Source organism: Streptomyces sp. NPDC096048 (genome assembly GCF_044763415.1).
Taxonomy (GTDB): Bacteria; Actinomycetota; Actinomycetes; order Streptomycetales; family Streptomycetaceae; genus Streptomyces.
This window is the reverse complement of sequence record NZ_JBIWGG010000004.1, coordinates 350674-368495: the sequence shown is the minus strand read 5'-3', so window position 1 is coordinate 368495 and position 17822 is coordinate 350674. Positions and strand designations below refer to the sequence as shown.

General features: G+C 72.2%; 16 protein-coding genes. 6 read left to right on the top strand and 10 right to left on the bottom strand.

Annotation, left to right across the window (positions count from 1 at the left end):
* Window positions 1-19 precede the first annotated feature (19 nt).
* From ACIQ6R_RS12750 to ACIQ6R_RS12735, 4 genes are all read right to left on the bottom strand, one after another.
* Entirely contained in the window at window positions 20-292 is a 273-nt protein-coding gene (locus ACIQ6R_RS12750; protein ID WP_404220773.1) for a type B 50S ribosomal protein L31, read from the bottom strand.
* A gap of 63 nt (window positions 293-355) precedes the next feature.
* Entirely contained in the window at window positions 356-826 is a 471-nt protein-coding gene (locus tag ACIQ6R_RS12745; RefSeq protein ID WP_404220771.1) for a DUF5709 domain-containing protein, read from the bottom strand.
* A gap of 719 nt (window positions 827-1545) precedes the next feature.
* Window positions 1546-3327, bottom strand: coding sequence for an ABC transporter ATP-binding protein (locus ACIQ6R_RS12740; RefSeq protein WP_404220769.1), 1782 nt, complete (start codon window positions 3325-3327; stop codon window positions 1546-1548).
* Window positions 3324-5219: an ABC transporter ATP-binding protein gene (locus ACIQ6R_RS12735; RefSeq protein WP_404220767.1), complete on the bottom strand. Its 1896-nt coding sequence runs from the start codon at window positions 5217-5219 to the stop codon at window positions 3324-3326. Before ACIQ6R_RS12735 ends, ACIQ6R_RS12740 begins: the two co-directional genes overlap by 4 nt.
* Before the next feature lie 183 nt (window positions 5220-5402).
* Between ACIQ6R_RS12735 and ACIQ6R_RS12730 the strand changes: the two genes are divergently transcribed.
* Entirely contained in the window at window positions 5403-6155 is a 753-nt protein-coding gene (locus ACIQ6R_RS12730; protein WP_404220764.1) for a hypothetical protein, read from the top strand.
* Between the two features lie 103 nt (window positions 6156-6258).
* On the opposite strand, the gene ACIQ6R_RS12725 is transcribed toward ACIQ6R_RS12730, so the two are convergent.
* Complete coding sequence (locus tag ACIQ6R_RS12725; protein ID WP_404180562.1) at window positions 6259-6720, bottom strand: MarR family winged helix-turn-helix transcriptional regulator; 462 nt, start codon at window positions 6718-6720, stop codon at window positions 6259-6261.
* Between the two features lie 188 nt (window positions 6721-6908).
* Between ACIQ6R_RS12725 and ACIQ6R_RS12720 the strand changes: the two genes are divergently transcribed.
* Both ACIQ6R_RS12720 and mltG read left to right on the top strand, forming a co-directional pair.
* Window positions 6909-8711, top strand: coding sequence for an ABC transporter ATP-binding protein (locus ACIQ6R_RS12720; protein ID WP_404220761.1), 1803 nt, complete (start codon window positions 6909-6911; stop codon window positions 8709-8711).
* Between the two features lie 43 nt (window positions 8712-8754).
* Window positions 8755-9621, top strand: coding sequence for an endolytic transglycosylase MltG (gene mltG / locus ACIQ6R_RS12715; RefSeq protein WP_404220759.1), 867 nt, complete (start codon window positions 8755-8757; stop codon window positions 9619-9621).
* 12 nt (window positions 9622-9633) lie between these two features.
* Here mltG and ACIQ6R_RS12710 read toward each other — a convergent pair whose 3' ends face one another.
* Window positions 9634-10713: an NAD(P)-binding domain-containing protein gene (locus tag ACIQ6R_RS12710; RefSeq protein WP_404220757.1), complete on the bottom strand. Its 1080-nt coding sequence runs from the start codon at window positions 10711-10713 to the stop codon at window positions 9634-9636.
* A 118-nt stretch (window positions 10714-10831) separates the two neighbouring features.
* Between ACIQ6R_RS12710 and ACIQ6R_RS12705 the strand changes: the two genes are divergently transcribed.
* Window positions 10832-11254 carry a YjbQ family protein gene (locus ACIQ6R_RS12705; RefSeq protein ID WP_404180550.1) on the top strand — a complete coding sequence of 141 codons (423 nt, stop codon included), beginning with the start codon at window positions 10832-10834 and terminating at the stop codon, window positions 11252-11254.
* 3 nt (window positions 11255-11257) lie between these two features.
* Here ACIQ6R_RS12705 and ACIQ6R_RS12700 read toward each other — a convergent pair whose 3' ends face one another.
* From ACIQ6R_RS12700 to ACIQ6R_RS12690, 3 genes are read right to left on the bottom strand one after another with little or no spacing between them, the layout of a single operon-like run.
* Window positions 11258-12757 carry a tripartite tricarboxylate transporter permease gene (locus ACIQ6R_RS12700; protein ID WP_404180547.1) on the bottom strand — a complete coding sequence of 500 codons (1500 nt, stop codon included), beginning with the start codon at window positions 12755-12757 and terminating at the stop codon, window positions 11258-11260.
* A 1-nt stretch (window position 12758) separates the two neighbouring features.
* Window positions 12759-13313, bottom strand: coding sequence for a tripartite tricarboxylate transporter TctB family protein (locus ACIQ6R_RS12695; RefSeq protein WP_404220755.1), 555 nt, complete (start codon window positions 13311-13313; stop codon window positions 12759-12761).
* A complete protein-coding gene (locus ACIQ6R_RS12690) occupies window positions 13310-14296 on the bottom strand; it encodes a Bug family tripartite tricarboxylate transporter substrate binding protein (protein WP_404220753.1) in 987 nt (328 codons plus the stop codon). Before ACIQ6R_RS12690 ends, ACIQ6R_RS12695 begins: the two co-directional genes overlap by 4 nt.
* A gap of 289 nt (window positions 14297-14585) precedes the next feature.
* Between ACIQ6R_RS12690 and ACIQ6R_RS12685 the strand changes: the two genes are divergently transcribed.
* The gene (locus tag ACIQ6R_RS12685) at window positions 14586-16232 is read left to right on the top strand and encodes an ATP-binding protein (protein ID WP_404220750.1); all 1647 of its coding nucleotides are present in this window, start codon (window positions 14586-14588) and stop codon (window positions 16230-16232) included.
* Complete coding sequence (locus ACIQ6R_RS12680) at window positions 16229-17053, top strand: response regulator (RefSeq protein WP_404220747.1); 825 nt, start codon at window positions 16229-16231, stop codon at window positions 17051-17053. The genes ACIQ6R_RS12685 and ACIQ6R_RS12680 overlap by 4 nt, the downstream gene beginning before the upstream one ends.
* On the opposite strand, the gene ACIQ6R_RS12675 is transcribed toward ACIQ6R_RS12680, so the two are convergent.
* Window positions 17016-17606: a TetR/AcrR family transcriptional regulator gene (locus tag ACIQ6R_RS12675; protein ID WP_404180531.1), complete on the bottom strand. Its 591-nt coding sequence runs from the start codon at window positions 17604-17606 to the stop codon at window positions 17016-17018. The two genes, ACIQ6R_RS12680 and ACIQ6R_RS12675, sit on opposite strands and share 38 nt — an antisense overlap.
* Between the last annotated feature and the right edge of the window lie 216 nt (window positions 17607-17822).

The window sequence follows — 17822 nt, the reverse complement described above, 5'->3', positions numbered from 1 at the left end:
CGAGGGGTATCCGGCCCGCTCAGCCGGCCGCGTCGGCACCCTGGCCCTCGCCTGGGCCGTAGCGCCGCTCGAAGCGGGCGACCCGCCCCTCCGAGTCCACCGTGCGCGCCTTGCCCGTGTAGAAGGGGTGGCTCTCCGAGGAGATCTCCACGTCCACCACCGGGTAGGTCTCGCCGTCGTCCCACTCGATGGTCCGGTCGCTGGTCGCGGTGGACCGGGTGAGGAAGGCGTACCCGGCGCTGCGGTCACGAAAGACGACGGGCCGGTAGTCGGGATGCTTGTCCTGCTGCATGGTTGCTCCTCGTACGGCGTGGATCATCGGGGCGACGGCACGCGAACGCCGTCGTCGGTGGCGTCAGCCGGGCAGGGAGTCCTCGTCGACGACGTGCATCGCGGCCTCCTCGGCGGAGGCGGCCGCGCCGTCGATGCCCACGTCCAGGGCGACCAGCGCCGGCTCCTCGTCCTCGTGCGCCCCCTCGTCGGGTGCCACGAGCCGGCCGGAACGGTCCGCGCCGACCTCGTTGTCCAGCAGTTCCCCGTCGGTGCCCTCGGAGTCGCCCAGTCCGTCGCCGTCGGGTGCGAGCACATCCGGCCGTTCCTCGGCGAGCCGCTGCTCCAGGGTCTCGCCCCGCTGCCGTTCGGCGGCCGTCACACCGGTGTGCTCCACTGCCCAGGGGCGCTCGGGCGGGGACCAGCCCCGGTCGAGAGGATCGGTGACACCGTCGTACTCGAGGGTGTCCTCGCCGTCGAGCAGACCGGTGTCCTCCCGCTGCTCGGATCCGTCGGGCTGGTAGACGTCATCTCCCCATCCGTCGGCGCTGTTCACGGGTACCTCCAGGGGGTGGGGACGGGCCCCTTCTCGCCGTGGACCGCGGCGGGCCGCCGCTGCACGGGGCACAGGCGTCACCCGTCTCGGAACCGCACGGTTCCCGGGCTCACCCCGAGCCGGTGCCTCCTCCCAGACTTCCACTCCCTTTCGGGACCGCGCAACGCCACGGCCGTCGAGCGGCGCCCCGGCGCCCGCGTCTCCCAGCACCCCGGCACCCCCGACTCACCGGCCGGCCAGAGGCCCGCCCCGGCCGAGCAACGGGCGGGACCGTGCCGGGCCCGGCCGGGCCCGACCGACCTCCGGCCTGCTCCGTCCGGGTACCGGTCGTGTGCCACCGGGCCTGCCGCGCCCTGCCGAGTCCCCGTCGGTTTCGGCCGGGCGCCGGCGGGGGTGGTCCGGGCGCCGGTGGGCTTTGTCCGGGCGACTGTGGCTTCGACCGGACTTCCCCGTTTCCGGCCAAGCACCGCCCGCCCCCCGGAGGACCAGTGGGCCCCGGCCAAGCACCCCCCCGGAGCACCGGTGGGCCCCGGCCGAATACGGCAAGCACCCGGCTGCGCACGACTAGTGCCCCAGCACGACCAGCGCCCCGGACGAGTACCGACAGCGCCCCGGCACCCCCGACCGCGGTTCAACCGCCACCCGCCACATCCGGCGACCCCGGTCACGGTCCGGTGGCGCGTATCGCCTCGCCCGGGCCGCCGACGAGTGGAGCGTGATCATCCGTGCCACGACCGCCACAGCGCCGCGTAGGCGCCGTCCGCCGCGACGAGCTCGTCGTGGCTGCCCAGTTCGCTGATCCGGCCCTTCTCGACGACGGCGATGACGTCCGCGTCGTGGGCGGTGTGCAGACGGTGGGCGATCGCGACCACCGTGCGGCCGTCCAGGACCCTGGCCAAGGACCGTTCGAGGTGGCGTGCTGCCCGCGGGTCGAGCAGGGACGTCGCCTCGTCCAGCACCAGGGTGTGCGGGTCGGCCAGCACCAGACGGGCCAGCGCGATCTGCTGGGCCTGGGCGGGGGTGAGCGCGTAGCCGCCCGAGCCGACCTCGGTGTCCAGGCCCTCGTCGAGAGCGCGGGACCAGTCGTCCGCGTCGACCGCGCCCAGCGCCGCCCACAGCTCGGCGTCGGTGGCACCGGTCCGGGCGAGGCGGAGGTTGTCGCGCAGGGAGCCCACGAAGACGTGGTGCTCCTGGTTGACGAGGGCGACGTGCGAGCGGACCCGTTCGGCGGACATCCGGGACAGCTCCGCGCCGCCCAGGGTGATCCGGCCGTCGCGGGGACCGTAGATGCCGGCCAGCAGCCTGCCCAGCGTGGACTTGCCGGCGCCCGAGGGGCCGACCAGGGCGAGCCGCGTGCCGGGGGCGACCTCCAGCGAGACCTTGCGCAGGACGTCCACGCCCTCGAGGTAGCCGAAGTGCACGCGGTCGGCGTGCACGTGCCGTCCGTCGGGAGCCAGAGAAGGGTCACCGGCGTCCGGCTCGATGTCCCGCACACCCACCAGCCGGGCCAGGGACACCTGCGCCACCTGGAGCTCGTCGTACCAGCGCAGGATGATGCCGACCGGGTCGACGAGCATCTGCGCGATCAGTGCCGCGGTGGTCAGCTGACCGACCCCGATCCAGCCTTGCAGGACGAACACACCGCCGATCAGCAGAACGGAGGCGAGCACGGTCACATGGGTGACGTTGATGACCGGGAAGAGCACCGACCGCAGCCAGAGTGTGTACCGCTCCCAGGCCGTCCACTCCTTGATCCGGCGCTCCGACAGTTCGATGCGACGGGTGTCCAGGCGGTGCGACTCGACGGTGCGCCCGGCGTCCACGGTCTCGGCGAGCGCCGCGGCCACGGCGGCGTACCCGGCGGCCTCCGAGCGGTAGGCGGAGGGCGCTCGCCGGAAGTACCAGCGGCAGCCGATCACCAGCAACGGCACCGCGACGAGCACCGCGGGCGCCAGCGGCGGAGCCGTGACCACCAGCCCGCCGAGCAGCAGCACCACCCACACCACGCCGATGGCCAGCTGGGGCACGGCCTCGCGCATGGCGTTGGCGAGCCGGTCGATGTCGGTCGTGATCCGGGAGAGCAGGTCGCCCGTGCCGGCCCTCTCCAGCACGCCGGGCGGCAGCCCGACCGACCGCACGAGGAAGTCCTCGCGCAGATCGGCCAGCATCCGCTCGCCGAGCATGGCCCCGCGCAGCCGCACCTCCCGCACGAACACGGCCTGGACGGCGAGCGCGAGCACGAACACCGTGGCCGTGAGGCCGAGGTGCAACTCGCGTGCGTCGTCCGACACCCGCTCCACGAGCCCGCCCAGCAGGTAGGGGCCCGCCATCGAGGCGATCACGGCGACGGTGTTGACGCCGACGAGGAAGAGGAACGCGCGGCGGTGCCGGCGCAGCAGTTCTCCCGCGTACGCGCGTACGGTCGCGGGCCCGCCGACGGGCAGGGTGCTCGCCGTCGTCGGGGCCGCCGGGTCGTACGACGGTGGCGCGACGCCGATCATGCCGTCTCCTCGATCTCTTCCAGTCGGTGCAGTACGTCGTCGTCGCCGAGGACGTCGTCGTCCAGGGTCTTGTCCTGGCCCTTTCCCAGGCCCTTGTCCAGGGTCTTGGCCGGCTGCGGCTGGTCTCCGGCCGGCGTCCCGTCCCCGTGGGCCGCGGTCTCCTCGTCGGTCTCGCGCGTCACCACCGTCCGGTACCGGGGCTCGGTGTGCAGCAGTTCCCGGTGCGCGCCGACCGCCGCCACCTCGCCGTCGTGCAGGAACACGATCCGGTCCGCGCGGTCCAGCAGCAGCGGCGACGAGGTGAACACCACCGTGGTGCGTCCGGCGCGCAGGGTGCGCACCCCCTGCGCGATCCGTGCCTCGGTGTGCGAGTCCACGGCGGAGGTCGGTTCGTCGAGGACGAGTGCCTCCGGATCCGTGATCAGGGACCGGGCCAGCGCCAGCCGTTGGCGCTGGCCGCCGGACAGCGAGCGGCCCCGCTCCGTGATGCGGGCGTCCATCGGGTCGTCGGCGCCGAGTGATCCCTGGGCGAGTGCCGCCAGTACGTCGTCGCACTGGGCGGCGGCCAGCGCGTCCTCGGCGCCGACCGCGCCGGAAGCGGGCACGTCGAGCAGCTCACGCAGTGTGCCGGAGAGCAGCACCGGGTCCTTGTCCTGGACCAGGACCGCGGTGCGCGCGGACTTCAGCGGCAGCTCGTCGAGCGGCACCCCGCCCAGCAGGGCCGACGTGCCCTCTTCCGACGGGTGCCCACCGAGCCGTTCCGCCAGGCGCCCGGCCTCGTCGGGGTCGCCGCACACCACGGCGGTGAACCGGCCCGCCGGGGCGAGCAGACCGGTGGTGGGGTCGTACAGGTCCCCGGCCGGGACCTCGGCAGCGCGCGACCCCGCGGTGTCGGTGGCCCGTTCCAGCGCCAGCACCCGGGCGGCCCGCTTGGCCGAGGGCCGGGAGAAGGAGTACGCCATGGCGATCTCCTCGAAGTGCCGAAGCGGGTAGGTGAGGATCATGACCGAGCTGTAGACCGTGACGAGTTCACCGACGCCGATGCGGCCCTCGCGGGCGAGGTGGACGCCGTGCCACACCACCGCGATCAGCAGCAGTCCCGGCAGCATTACCTGGATCGCGGAGATCAGGGACCACATGCGGGCGCTGCGCACGGCAGCGTGGCGCACCTCCTGGGAGGCGCTGCGGTAGCGGTCGAGGAAGAGTTCCTCACCGCCGATACCGCGGAGCACGCGCAGCCCCGCGACGGTGTCCGAGGCCAGTTCGGTGGCGCGGCCGGCCTTCTCGCGCTGGATGTCGGCCCGCCGGGTGGCCCGGGGCAGCAGGGGCAGTACCGCGAGGGCGAGCACCGGCAGGCCCAGGATCACGACGACGCCGAGCGCCGGCTCGTAGACGACCAGGGCCACACAGACCAGCACGATGGTCAGCGCCGCCGCGGTGAAGCGGGAGACGGCCTCCACGAACCAGCCGATCTTCTCGACGTCGCCGGTGGAGACGGCCACGACCTCACCGGCCGCGACGCGCCGGGTCAGCGCCGAGCCCAGCAGCGCGGTCTTGCGGGCCAGCAACTGCTGGACGCGGGCCGCGGCGGTGATCCAGTTGGTGACGGCGGTGCGGTGCAGGAAGGTGTCGCCGATCGCGTTGCCGGCGCAGCACAGCACCATGACACCGCCGGCGACGGCGAGCTGGGTGCCGGAACGGTCGACGACGGCCTGGATGGCGAGACCGACGCAGAACGGCAGGGCGGAGACGGAGGCGAAGTGCAGCAGGCCCCAGGCCAGTGACTTGAGTTGTCCACCCAGCTGGTTGCGGAACAGCCACCACAGGAATCGGGGCCCCGAGCGTGCGTCCGGCACCCCCGGGTCGGGAAACGGAAGGTCTTGGATCTGCATGACGTCCCAGTGGCTCGTGTCAGGGGGTGCCGTTGCAATACGGCATCGAGAGGCTGCAAACCGTGAAAGGTTCGCGTCGCGCAGTGCCGAAAATCAAGCGGTTTTCCGCGGCGGGGTACGAATCCGGCTGCCGCCCGCCGCACCGCTCCGGCACCGGAGCGGTGCGAGTGCGACCATGGACCGATGCGGAGCGGTGGTGCACGGCGTACGGCGGTCGCGATGGTGGCCCTTGGATCCCTGATGACGGCGCTGTCCGCGTGCGGTGGCCCGTCCGAGCGCGGCTCGGACGCCCCGGCGAGCGATCCCGCCGACGACGGAGCGGGCCGCAGCAGTGCGACCACGGCCGACCCGACACGGATCCCCGGCGTCGGCGACCGGCTCCAGCGCCGCATCCCCACGGACTCCCGTCAGGTCGTCGCGGTGTACGGCGACGGCGGCGACTCCGCCGATTCGACGGTGGTGCTGTACACGAAGCAGGGTTCCGCCTGGCACCGCGCCCGCAGTTGGGCGGCGCACAACGGCACGGAGGGCTGGACGACCGACCACCACGAGAACGACAAGCGCAGCCCCGTCGGCGTGTTCACGCTCAGCGACGCGGGCGGCGTCCTCCCGGATCCGGCCCCCGGCACCGGCCTGCCGTACACCCGGTCCGCCGCCTTCGCGGCACCGAGGTGGTGGGACAAGGCGTACTGGCACGACTTCGACTACGTCATCGCCATCGACTACAACCGGGTCAAGGGCACCCCGCCGAACGATCCGACGCGTCCCGAGGGTGCGTCCAAGGGCGGCGGGATCTGGCTGCATATGGACCACGGCAGCGGGACTTCGGCCTGCGTCAGCCTGCCCAAGCCGGCGATGGAGTACCTGCTGCGCACACTTGACCCGGACCGGCACCCGGTGGCGGTCATGGGGGACAGGGCGCACCTCCAGGCCTGAGGGCACGCGACTCAAAGCCTGAGGCCACGCGCCTCAAAGCCTGACGGCACGCGACTCAAAGCCTGACGGCACGCGCCTCCAGGCCTGACGGCGCGACTCCCGGCTACTCCGCCCGACGGCCCGGCCCGGGACAGGGCCCGTCGATCAGCGTGTCCAACAGCCCGCCGAGCACCGCGCGCTGCTCGTCCGTCAGCGGGGCGAGGATCTCCTCCGCCGCGGACCGGCGCGCGCTGTGCAGTTCCCGCAGGGCCGTACTCCCGTCGGGGGTGAGCTCGATCCGGATGACCCGGCGATTGGCCGGGTCCGGGGCCCGGCGTACCTTGCCGGCCGCCTCCAGCGCGTCGACCAGCGTCGTCACCGCCCGGGGCACGACCTCCAGCCGCTCGGCCAGGTCGGCCATGCGGGGCGGCGAGCCGTAGTGCGCCAGGGTGCGCAGCAGCCGGGACTGGGCCGGTGTGATGCCGAGGTCGCGGTGCTCGAGATGGCGCTTCTGGATGCGGTGCACCCGGCGGGTGAGCCGCAGCAACTGTTCGGCGAGCGGGCCGTCGGGATCGGGGGCGGTCATACGGGAACAATATCAGGATGACGTTCATTGTGAGTATAGGTAACAATGAGCTACGATCCAAAAGGTCGCCGGCGTCTCGCGAAGGCGGTGCGCCACCCGCAGTCGTCGCACCTCCGGTCGTCGCACCTCCGGTCGTCTCACCCGCAGTCGTCGCCGGCCTCTCCCCGGCCGACCCCCCGTAGGAGCCCATGCATCCCGATCACGAAACCGCCTGGACCGCACCCGTCGACGCGAAGGGACAGCCGCGGCAGGTGCGTCGTATCCTGCGACTCTTCCAGCCCTATCGGGGACGCCTCGCGATCGTCGGACTGCTCGTCGGTGCCGCGTCGCTCGTCTCCGTCGCCACCCCCTTCCTGCTGAAGGAGATCCTCGACGTCGCGATCCCCGAGGGGCGCACCGGCCTGCTGAGCCTGCTCGCCCTCGGCATGATCCTCGGCGCGGTCCTCACCAGCGTCTTCGGGGTGCTCCAGACGCTGATCTCCACGACCGTCGGCCAGCGTGTCATGCACGACCTGCGCACCGCCGTCTACGGCCGGCTGCAGCGGATGTCCCTCGCCTTCTTCACCCGCACCCGCACCGGCGAGGTCCAGTCCCGCATCGCCAACGACATCGGCGGCATGCAGGCCACCGTCACCTCCACGGCGACCTCCCTGGTCTCCAACCTGACCAGCGTGGTCGCCACGATCGTCGCCATGCTCGTCCTCGACTGGCGCCTCACCGTCGTCTCGCTGCTCCTGCTCCCCGTGTTCGTGTGGATCAGCCGCCGCGTCGGCAGGGAACGCAGGAAGATCACCACCCAGCGGCAGAAGCAGATGGCGGCGATGGCCGCCACGGTCACCGAGTCGCTCTCCGTCAGCGGCATCCTGCTCGGCCGCACCATGGGCCGCTCCGACTCGCTCACCCGCGCCTTCTCCGACGAGTCCGAGAGCCTGGTCGACCTCGAAGTGAGGTCGAACATGGCGGGCCGCTGGCGGATGGCCGTCATCACGATCGTCATGGCGGCCATGCCGGCCGTCATCTACTGGACCGCGGGCATCGCCCTGCAACTCGGTGGCCCGGACGTCTCCCTCGGCACGATCGTCGCCTTCGTCTCGCTCCAGCAGGGACTGTTCCGCCCGGCCGTGAGCCTGCTGTCGACCGGTGTCCAGATCCAGGCGTCGCTCGCGCTCTTCCAGCGCATCTTCGAGTACCTCGACCTGCCGATCGACATCACCGAGCGGGACGGCGCCGTCCACCTCGACCGCGTCAAGGGCGAGGTCCGCTTCGAGGGCGTCGAGTTCCGCTACGACGGCGAGAGCGGCCCGATCCTCGACGGCATCGACATCACCGTCCCCGCCGGCAGCAGCCTCGCCGTCGTCGGCCCGACCGGCGCAGGCAAGTCCACGCTGGGCCACCTGGTGCCCCGGTTGTACGACGTGACGGACGGCCGGGTCACGCTCGACGGGGTCGACGTGCGCGACCTCGACTTCGACACCCTCGCCCGCGCCGTCGGAGTCGTCTCCCAGGAGACCTACCTCTTCCACGCCTCGGTCGCCGAGAACCTGCGCTTCGCCAAGCCGGACGCCACCGACGCGGAGCTGGAGGCGGCGGCGCGGGCGGCCCAGATCCACGAGCACATCGCCGCCCTGCCCGAGGGCTACGACACGGTGGTCGGCGAGCGCGGACACCGTTTCTCCGGTGGTGAGAAGCAGCGGCTGGCCATCGCCCGCACCATCCTGCGCGACCCGCCCGTCCTGGTCCTGGACGAGGCGACCAGTGCGCTGGACACCCGTACCGAGGCCGCCGTGCAGGACGCCATCGACGCCCTGTCCGCCAACCGCACCACGATCACCATCGCGCACCGCCTGTCCACCGTCCGGGACGCCGACCTGATCGTGGTCCTCGACTCCGGACGCCTGGCCGAACAGGGCGGGCACGAGGAGCTGCTGGCGCGGGACGGGCGCTACGCGGCACTGGTCCGCCGGGACGCCCGACTGGAGCCGACAAGATGACGATATGCCGGGTTTGCGTGCGCATGGGGGTTACCGTGCCCGCATGCAGACGAACACTCCGCGACGGAGCACGAGAGGCACCAGGAGAACGATCCGACTGACGCGCCGGGGCCGCATCGCCCTGATCGTGACCGGCGCCGTCGTGGCCGGTACCGCCGTGGCGGTGCCGCTGCTGACGACGGACGAAGAGGGCGAGTCCCGCCCCACGTCCCTGGTGATCCCGGAGGGATGGCGCGCGACCCAGGTCTACGAGGCCGTCGACAAGACCCTCGCCCTGCCCCCCGGCACCACCAAGAAGTCCCTGGCCAAGGCCAACCTCAAGCTGCCGAACGACGCCGAGGGCAACCCCGAGGGCTATCTCTTCCCGGCGACCTACCCGCTCGGCGAGAACCCGACGCCGGAGAAACTGCTGACGGCCATGGTCGACACGGCGCACAAGAAGTTCACCGGCGCGCCGATCGCCGCGGGCGCCCAGCGCAACGCGCTGAACGTCTACCAGGCGGTCACCATCGCCAGCATCGTGCAGGCGGAGGCCGCCGACGAGGAGGACATGGGCAAGGTGGCCCGAGTGGTCTTCAACCGGCTGGAACGCGGGATGCCGCTGCAGATGGACTCCACCATCAACTACGCCCTGGGCCGTTCCAGCCTGGACACCACCACCAAGGACACCAAGATCGACAGCCCCTACAACTCGTACCAGCGCATGGGACTGCCGCCCACCCCCATCGACAACCCCGGCGACGAGGCGATGAGTGCCGCGATCAATCCGACCCCCGGCGACTGGCTGTACTTCGTCACGGTCAAGCCGGGCGACACCCGCTTCACCGCCGACTACGCCGAGCACCAGCGCAACGTCGCCGAGTTCAACCGCCTCCGGGAGAGCGCCTCGAAAGAGGCCGAGGCCACCTGACCGGGCGGGGCGTCACGCGGCGACCGGCGCCTGTTCGGTCAGCAGCCGCCTGATGTCCCGTACGGCCGCGCGTCCGGCCCGGTTGGCGCCGATGGTGCTGGCCGACGGACCGTAGCCGACGAGATGGATCCGCGGGTCGGCGACCGCGCGCGTCCCCTCGACGCGGATACCGCCGCCGGCCTCCCGCAGCCGCAGCGGCCTCAGATGCTCGATGGCGGGCCGGAAACCGGTCGCCCACAGGATGGCGTCCGCGGCCACGTGCCGCCCGTCGCTCCACTCGACCCCGTCGGGCGTGATCCGGTCGAACATGGGCTGCCGGTCCAGCACACCCGACTCCAGCCCCGCCCGGATCGCGTCGTTCAGCGGCAGCCCGGTCACCGACACCACGCTCTTCGGCGGCAGCCCCTGCCGGACCCGCTCCTCCACCAGCGCCACCGCGGCCCGGCCCGCCTCCTCGTCGAAGGGCCCCTCGCGGAATACGGGAGGCCGCCTGGTGACCCACGTGGTGGCCGCGGCGAGCGGGGCGATCTCCAGCAGGTGCTGCGTCCCCGAGGCGCCCCCGCCCACCACGACCACGCGCTGCCCGGCGAACTCCTCGGGACCGGCGTACCGCGCCGTGTGCAGTTGCCGTCCCCGGAAGGTCTCCTGGCCCGGATAGCGCGGCCAGAAGGGCCGGTCCCAGGTACCGGTCGCGTTGATCAGCGCCCGCGTCGACCAGGTTCCGGCCGACGTCTCGACGAGCAGCCGGCCGCCCGTCCCCTCGCGCACCGCACGGACGTCGACGGGCCGCCGTACCCGCAGGTCGAAGGCCCGTTCGTACGCCGCGAAGTACTCACCGACCACCTCGGCGGACGGCCGCGCCGGATCCGCGCCGGTCAGCTCCATACCCGGCAGCGCGTGCATTCCGTGCACCTTGCCGTAGGTCAGCGACGGCCAGCGGAACTGCCAGGCGCCCCCCGGCGCGGGGGAGTGGTCGACCACCACGAAGTCGCGGTCCGGCTCGAACCCGGTGCGCCGCAGGTGATGCCCCGCGGCGAGCCCCGCCTGACCGGCACCGATGACGACGACCTCGATCTCGCGTGTGTTGTTCACGCTTCTACCAACGGAGCGGGGGGCCTCGATCTTCCCCCAGTCCGCCCCAGTCCGCCCCAGAGTGATCACGTGCCCCACGTTCCGCGTCCGGCCCGCCGCGTACGTCAGGATGGGAGGCATGCCGAATGCCTTCACCACCCGAGTCCTGAACCTCGCCACCGGCTCGGCGGAGCGGGTCGCCGACATCACCGGCGACTGCGAGTCCTTCCTGCGCGAGGCGGCGGCCGGTCGCGACGGCCTGCTCAACGTCTTCGTCCCGCACGCCACGGCCGGGATCGCGGTCATCGAGACGGGCGCCGGCAGTGACGACGACCTGCTGGCCGCCCTGCACACCCTGCTCCCCGCCGACGACCGCTGGCAGCACCGCCACGGCAGCCCCGGCCACGGCCGCGACCACGTCCTGCCCGCCTTCGTACCTCCGCACGCGACCCTGCCGGTGATCGGCGGACGCCTGGAACTCGGAACCTGGCAGTCGGTGTGCCTGGTGGACACCAACAAGGACAACCCCGACCGCCAGGTCCGGCTGAGCTTCCTGGGCTGAGGATCAGGCGTCGGACCGTGCCCGTCCCCGGATCACCAGCCGCTTCAGCAGCGGCCACGCCAGCAGCAGCGCGATCACCGCGTACACCGTCACCGCGAACGGCGTGTTGACCAGGCCCGTCACGCTGCCGTCGCTGATCTGCAGGGCGCGGCGCAACTGCTGCTCGGCGTTAGGGCCGAGGATGACGCCGATGACGGCCGGCAGGATCGGCAGCCCGTAGCGCCGCATGCCGAAGCCGATCAGGCCGATGATCAGCAGGATCACCAGGTCGACGACCTCGCCGCCGACGGCGTACGCGCCGACCGCCGCGAAGAACATGATCCCCGCGTAGAGGTAGGGCCGCGGGATGCGCAGCAGCTTGGCCCACACCGGGGCCAGCGGCAGGTTGAGCGCGAGCAGCAGCACCATGCCGACGAAGAGGGAGGCGATCAGACCCCACACCAGCTCGGGTTCGCGTTCGAAGAGCAGCGGGCCGGGCTGGATGCCGTACTGCTGGAAGGCGGCCAGCATGACGGCCGCGACCGCCGTCGTCGGCAGGCCCAGGGTCAGCATGGACACCAGCGTGCCCGCGGCCGAGGCCGACGCCGCCGACTCCGGGCCGGCCACGCCCTCGATGGCGCCCTTGCCCCACTCGTCCTTGTTCTTGGACAGGCGCTTCTCCGTGACGTACGACAGGAACGTGGGGATCTCCGCGCCGCCCGCCGGGATGGCGCCGAACGGGAAGCCGATGAACGGGCCGCGCAGCCAGGACTTCCAGGTCCGCCGCACATCGTCACGGCCGAGCCAGGGAAGGCCCACCGGGATCGGCTCGGCCGCCCCGCGCCGCAGGTGGGCCGCCACCCACAGCGCCTCGCCGATCGCGAACAGGCCGACCGCGACGATCACCACGTCCACGCCGTCCGCGAGTTGCAGCGAACCGAAGGTCAGCCGCTGCTGCCCCGTCATCTGGTCGAGGCCCACCAGACCGATCGTCAGGCCGATCAGCAGGGAGGCCAGACCTCTGATCCGCGACGAACCGAGTACCGACGTCACGGCGATGAACGCCAGCACCATGATGGCGAAGTAGTCCGGCGCGCCGATGTCCACCGCCAGGTCCGCGACCGTCGGCGCCAGCGCCACCAGCAGGATCGTGCCGATCATGCCGCCCGCGAAGTGACCGATGGCGGCGGCCGCCAGCGCCTGGGCGCCGCGCCCCGCCTTGGCCATGGGGTTGCCCTCCATGGCCGCGACCACGGCGGCGCTCTCGCCGGGGGTGTTGAGCAGGATCGAGGTGGTCGAACCACCGAACATCGCGCCGTAGTAGATGCCGGCGAACATGATGAACGCGGCGACGGGGTCGAGACCGTACGTCACCGGCAGCAGCAGTGCCACGGCCATCGCGGGGCCGATGCCGGGCAGCACGCCGATGGCCGTGCCGAGCAGCACACCGACGGCGGCCCACAGGAGGTTCAGCGGCGTCAGGGCCGTACCGAAGCCGTCCATCAGGGAGTTCAAGGCGTTCATGTCAGAGCACTCCCATCAGCGGACCGCCGGGCAGTGGCACTCCGAGCAGCTTGTCGAAGACGACGTAGGTGAACAGGGACAGCACCGCGGCGATCAGCGGATCGCGGTCCACGCGCCGGCTGCCGAGGGCGAAGGCGGCACCCCAGAAGAGCAGCGCTCCGGCGACCGGGAAGCCTGCCGGCTCGATGAGCACGGCCGCGCCGAGGAAGATCCCGGAGAGCAGCAGCACCGTGCGCCAGTCGGCCGGTTCGGACAGGTCGATGTCCTCGCCGCCCTCCGCCTCGCCCCGGCCGCCGCGCAGGACGTCGACGGCGAGCAGTGCGGCGATCACCAGCAGCCCGATGCCGACCACGATCGGGACGGTCCTGGGGCCCACCGGCCCGCGCTGGGTGATGTCGACGTCCATGGTGAGCGCGTCGGTCAGGACGAGCGCACCGAGCGCCAGCAGCAGGACGCACACGCCCAGTTCGGAGTGGTCGCGCAGCCACGAGCGCCGCTCGGCCGCCGGAGCCGGGGCCGGGTCGGGCGCCGGGGAGGAGTCGCTCCGCGTCGTCACAGTCCCAGCTCCTTCAGTACCGACACCACACGCTTGTCCTGGGCCTCAAGGAACGCGCCGAACTCGTCACCGGTGAGGAAGGCGTCGTCCCAGCCGTTCTGGTCCAGGGACTTCTTCCACTCGGGAGAGTCGTGCAGCTTCTCGAACAGGCGGGTCAGCTTGTTCCGCTCCGCCTCCGACAGGCCGGGCGGGGCGACGATGCCGCGCCAGTTGGTGAAGTCCACGTCGTAGCCGGACTCCTTCAGCGTCGGCGCGTCCTTCAGGTCGTCGACCCGCTCGGGGCCGGTCACCGCGAGCACCCTCAGCTCACCGGCCTTGATCTGGTCCAGGTACTCGCCGACGCCGGAGACCCCGAAGCCGACCTTGTTGCCGAGGATCGAGGCGAGCAGTTCGCCGCCGCCGTCGAAGGGGATGTAGTTGACCGACTTGGGGGAGATCCCGGCGGCCTGCGCCATCAGCATCGGCGCGAGGTGGTCGGGCCCGCCCGGCGACGAACCGCCGCCGACGGGGATCTTGCCCGGGTCCTTCTTCCAGGCGGTGATCAGCTCGTCGATCGTCTTGTACGGCGAGTCCTTGCCGACCACGACGACGTCCTGCTCCTCGGTGAGCCGCGCGATCGGCGTGGTGTCGGCGAGGGTCTTGGGCGCGTGGTTGGAACGGGCGGCGCCCACCACACCGAGGCCCATGGACATGGCGAGCTTGCCGTTGCCGTGTTCGCTCACCAGCCGGCTCAGGCCCACGGTGCCGCCCGCGCCGGGCAGGTTGAACACCTCGATGTTGTGCGTGAGCCCGGCGTCCTCGGAGTTCTTCGCGGCCGTGCGGGCGGTGATGTCGTAGCCGCCGCCCGGCGTGTTGGGAACCATGAAGCGCAGGCCGGGGATCTGCGTGCCGGTCTCGGCGTCGCTGCCCGTGGAGAGCAGCGGCGGTCCCGCGAGCACGAGCACGGCGGCCCCGAGCAGGGCAAGGGGGGTGCGCAGGCGCACGTATGACACCACCTGTCGGTCGGGTAGAGCGGTAAGGGGAGAACCCTGTGGGGGAGGGTGACGTGGGCCACATGGTGCCTGCGGACCGGCGGCCTGTCTTCCTTGCGGAACCAAGGGAGGTTGTGGTCTTTGCGGTCACCGCCGGGCCGCCCGGTGGATCACCGGTAGGTCGCCGACGCATCCCCGGTTCATTGCGAAGACAGCACATCCCTTTCCTTCGCCGCAGGTGGGCGCCATGATGGCGAGCCGGCACCCCCGCCCGCCCCCGTCAGCCGAGATCGAGTCAGCCGTGGCCCCCACCTTCCGCCGTCAGACCCTCGCGGGCGAGATGCTGGTCCTCCAGCTCGCCATCGTCGTGGTCGTGCTGCTCGCGGTCGCCGCCGTCTCGCTCGCCCAGTCCAAGGCCACCTTCAACCGCGTCGAGGGCCGCCGGGTCACCGCCCTGGCCGAACAGCTGGCCGCCACGCCCCTGGTCCGCAGCCAGCTCCTGCGCCCCGTGCCGCAGGAGGCCCTCGCCCCGCTGGTGAACTCCACCCAGACCCAGTCCGGGGTCACCTCGGTCACGGTGGCCGACGCCGACGGCCGCGTCGTCAGTTCCACCGACCCCACGCTGATCGGCGGCCGGCTGCCGCGCGGCGGGGACGCCGCCGAGGGACGCGGCTGGTCGGGCCCGCTGACGGTGCACGGCAGCCGTGAGTTGGTCGCCCGGGTCCCGGTGCTCGGCGCCACCCGCGAGACCCTCGGCCGGCACCTCGGCACGGTGATGGTCGGGGAGGCCGACCCGACGGTGTGGCAGCGCCTCAGCGGCGCCTCGTCCTACCTCCTCGCCTACCTCGGCATCGCCAGCGGCCTGGGCGTGGCCGGCTCCTGGCTCCTCGCCCGGCGCGTCAAACGGCAGACCCTCGGCCTGGAGCCGCGCGAGATCGCCGGACTCGCCGAGCACCGGGAGGCCATGCTGTACGGCATCGCCGAGGGCGTGGTCGCCCTCGATCCGCAGCACCGGCTCACCCTGGTCAACGAGATGGGCCGGCGCCTGCTCGACCTGCCCGCCGACTGCGTGGGCGAGAGCCTGGACGCCCTCGGCATCGACGGACGGCTGCGCGACGTCCTGGCCGGGGCCGCCGCGGACGAGGCCGGACCACGCGACGAGGTCGTGGTCCGCCACGGCCGGGTCCTGGTGATGAACCGCATGACCGTCACCAAGGACGGCCGCCCGCTCGGCTCGGTCACCACCCTGCGCGACCGCACCGAGCTGGCCCGCCTGGAACGGGAGATCGGCTCCTTCCGAAGCACCTCCGAGCTGCTGCGCGCCCAGGCCCACGAGTTCGCCAACCAACTGCACACCATCTCCGGGCTCATCCAGATCGGCGAGCAGGACGAGGTCGTCCGCTACATCCGCGGGCTCAACCAGCGCCGCCAGTCCCTGGACGTCACCCTCAGCCGCCGGGTCCGCGACACCGCCGTCGCCGCGCTGCTGACGGCGAAGTCCTCCCTGGCGGCCGAGCGCAGGGTGGCCCTGCGGGTATCCGACCGCACGGCACTCGACCGGCTCGCCCCGGAGGACGCCGCGGACGTGGCGACCGTGGTCGGCAACCTCGTCGACAACGCCATGGACGCCGCCGCGGCGCCCGACGGCGACCACGACGCCTGGGTCGAGGTCGAGCTGGGACAGGACGCCTCCAGCGTCGAGATCGTGGTCCGCGACTCCGGACCCGGCGTGGCGCCGGAACTGGCCCGCGAGGTCTTCTCCCACGGCTTCACCACCAAGGCCGCCCGGCAGGGCGAGCGCGGCATCGGCCTGGCGCTGACCAGGCTGGTCTGCGAGCGTCACGGAGGTGAGATCACGGTGACCAACACCCCCGAGGGGGCCATGTTCACCGCACGCATGACCGTCAGCCACCTCACCGACGCGGTGGCGGAAGGAGCGGCACCATGACGGGAACGAGCGGCCCGACCGACGCGACCGCGACGACCGGGGCGGCTGGGGCGACCGCGACGACCGGGGAGGCTGCGGCGACTGCGACGGGCCGTGCCGTCGGCGCCGCGATCGGCGTGCTCGTGGTCGACGACGACTTCATGGTGGCCCGGGTCCACCGCGCCTTCGTGGAACGCGTCGAGCCGTTCCGGGTCGTGGGGGTCGCCGGTACCGGGGAGCAGGCGCTCGCCGCCGTCGGGGAACTGCGCCCCGACCTCGTCCTGCTCGACCTGTACCTGCCGGACGTCTTCGGCCTCGACGTCATTCCCCGGCTGCGCGCCGCCGGACACGACTGCGACGTCATGGTCATCAGCGCGGCCCGGGAGGCCGAGGCGGTGCGTGGCGCCGTCCGGCAGGGGGTGGTCGACTACCTGCTCAAGCCGTTCGAGTTCGAGGACCTGCGGGTCCGGCTGGAGCGCTACGCCGTCCAGCGGGGCCGACTGCTCGGCACAGTGGTGCGCAGCCAGGCCGACGTCGACCGCGTACTGGCGGGAGCGGCGCCGGCCGCGCCGGTCCCGGCGCTGCCCAAGGGCATGAGCGTGGAGACCGCCGAACTGGTCGAACGCACGCTGCGTGAGGCCGACGGCACCCTGTCCGCCAGCGAGTGCGCGGCGCTGACCGGCGTCTCCCGGGTCAGTGCCCGCCGCTACCTGGAGTACTTCCACACCGTCGGCGGCGCGGAGGTCTCCCTGCGCTACGGGGTGGCGGGCCGCCCCGAACGCCGGTACCGCTTCCGGGGCGCGGTCACCGGCCTGGCGCTCCCGCCCGCAGCGCGTCCATGACGAAGTCGAGGAACCGGGTGGCCCGGGGCTGCCAGTCCTCGCCGGGATCGATCAGCCAGAGACCGCCGATGACGAGGAAGAAGTCGTCCGCGGAGACCCCGGGCCGGATGGTTCCGGCCTCCTCGTTGGCGCGGAGCAGGAGCTGGGCCGCGTCCATGACGGGGGTGGGGCGCGGCTTCTCCGGTCCGCCGGGCGCGCTGGTGACCAGCCGGATCGCGTCGGCCAGACCGGCTTTGGTCATGGCGAACCGGGCGAGGCGGTCCATCCACTCACGCAGGGCCCGCTCGGGCTCCCGCGTGGCCAGCAACTCGGGCGCGGTATCCGCCACCTGCTGCATCTCGTAGCGGTAGATCTCCAGGACGAGCGCTTCGCGGTGCGGGAAGTTGCGGTAGAAGGTGCCCTGTCCGACGCCCGCCTTCTTGGCGATGCCGCTCAACGGGGCGTCCGCGCAGCGCGTCAGCTCCTCCGTGGCCACTTTCAGGATGCGCTCGCGATTGCGCTGGGCGTCCGAACGCAGGGGAGTGTCCGGCTTGTCCCTCTTCGGCTGCGGCACGCGTCCTCCTTCCGGGTTCGTGGCCGAATCCCGTTCTTGCTAAGCGGACAGGTGTCCGTTACGTTTCCAGTGAACGGACAGCTGTCCGGTTATAGCCCACTCTAGCGGCGGAACCGGTCGGCGGACCCGACTGTGCTCGACCCCACTGCCTACAGCCCGTTCTCACTGTCACCGGACATCAACCGTCACCGGACATCAACTGTCACCCGACGTCAA

Coding starts and splice junctions, on each gene's coding strand:
- ACIQ6R_RS12705 (WP_404180550.1), top strand. CDS start 10,832: ATGCCGAATGCCTTCACCACCCGAGTCCTGAACCTCGCCACCGGCTCG.
- ACIQ6R_RS12730 (WP_404220764.1), top strand. CDS start 5,403: ATGCGGAGCGGTGGTGCACGGCGTACGGCGGTCGCGATGGTGGCCCTT.
- ACIQ6R_RS12750 (WP_404220773.1), bottom strand. CDS start 292: ATGCAGCAGGACAAGCATCCCGACTACCGGCCCGTCGTCTTTCGTGAC.
- ACIQ6R_RS12735 (WP_404220767.1), bottom strand. CDS start 5,219: ATGCAGATCCAAGACCTTCCGTTTCCCGACCCGGGGGTGCCGGACGCA.
- mltG (WP_404220759.1), top strand. CDS start 8,755: ATGCAGACGAACACTCCGCGACGGAGCACGAGAGGCACCAGGAGAACG.
- ACIQ6R_RS12740 (WP_404220769.1), bottom strand. CDS start 3,327: ATGATCGGCGTCGCGCCACCGTCGTACGACCCGGCGGCCCCGACGACG.
- ACIQ6R_RS12725 (WP_404180562.1), bottom strand. CDS start 6,720: ATGACCGCCCCCGATCCCGACGGCCCGCTCGCCGAACAGTTGCTGCGG.
- ACIQ6R_RS12720 (WP_404220761.1), top strand. CDS start 6,909: ATGCATCCCGATCACGAAACCGCCTGGACCGCACCCGTCGACGCGAAG.
- ACIQ6R_RS12700 (WP_404180547.1), bottom strand. CDS start 12,757: ATGAACGCCTTGAACTCCCTGATGGACGGCTTCGGTACGGCCCTGACG.
- ACIQ6R_RS12680 (WP_404220747.1), top strand. CDS start 16,229: ATGACGGGAACGAGCGGCCCGACCGACGCGACCGCGACGACCGGGGCG.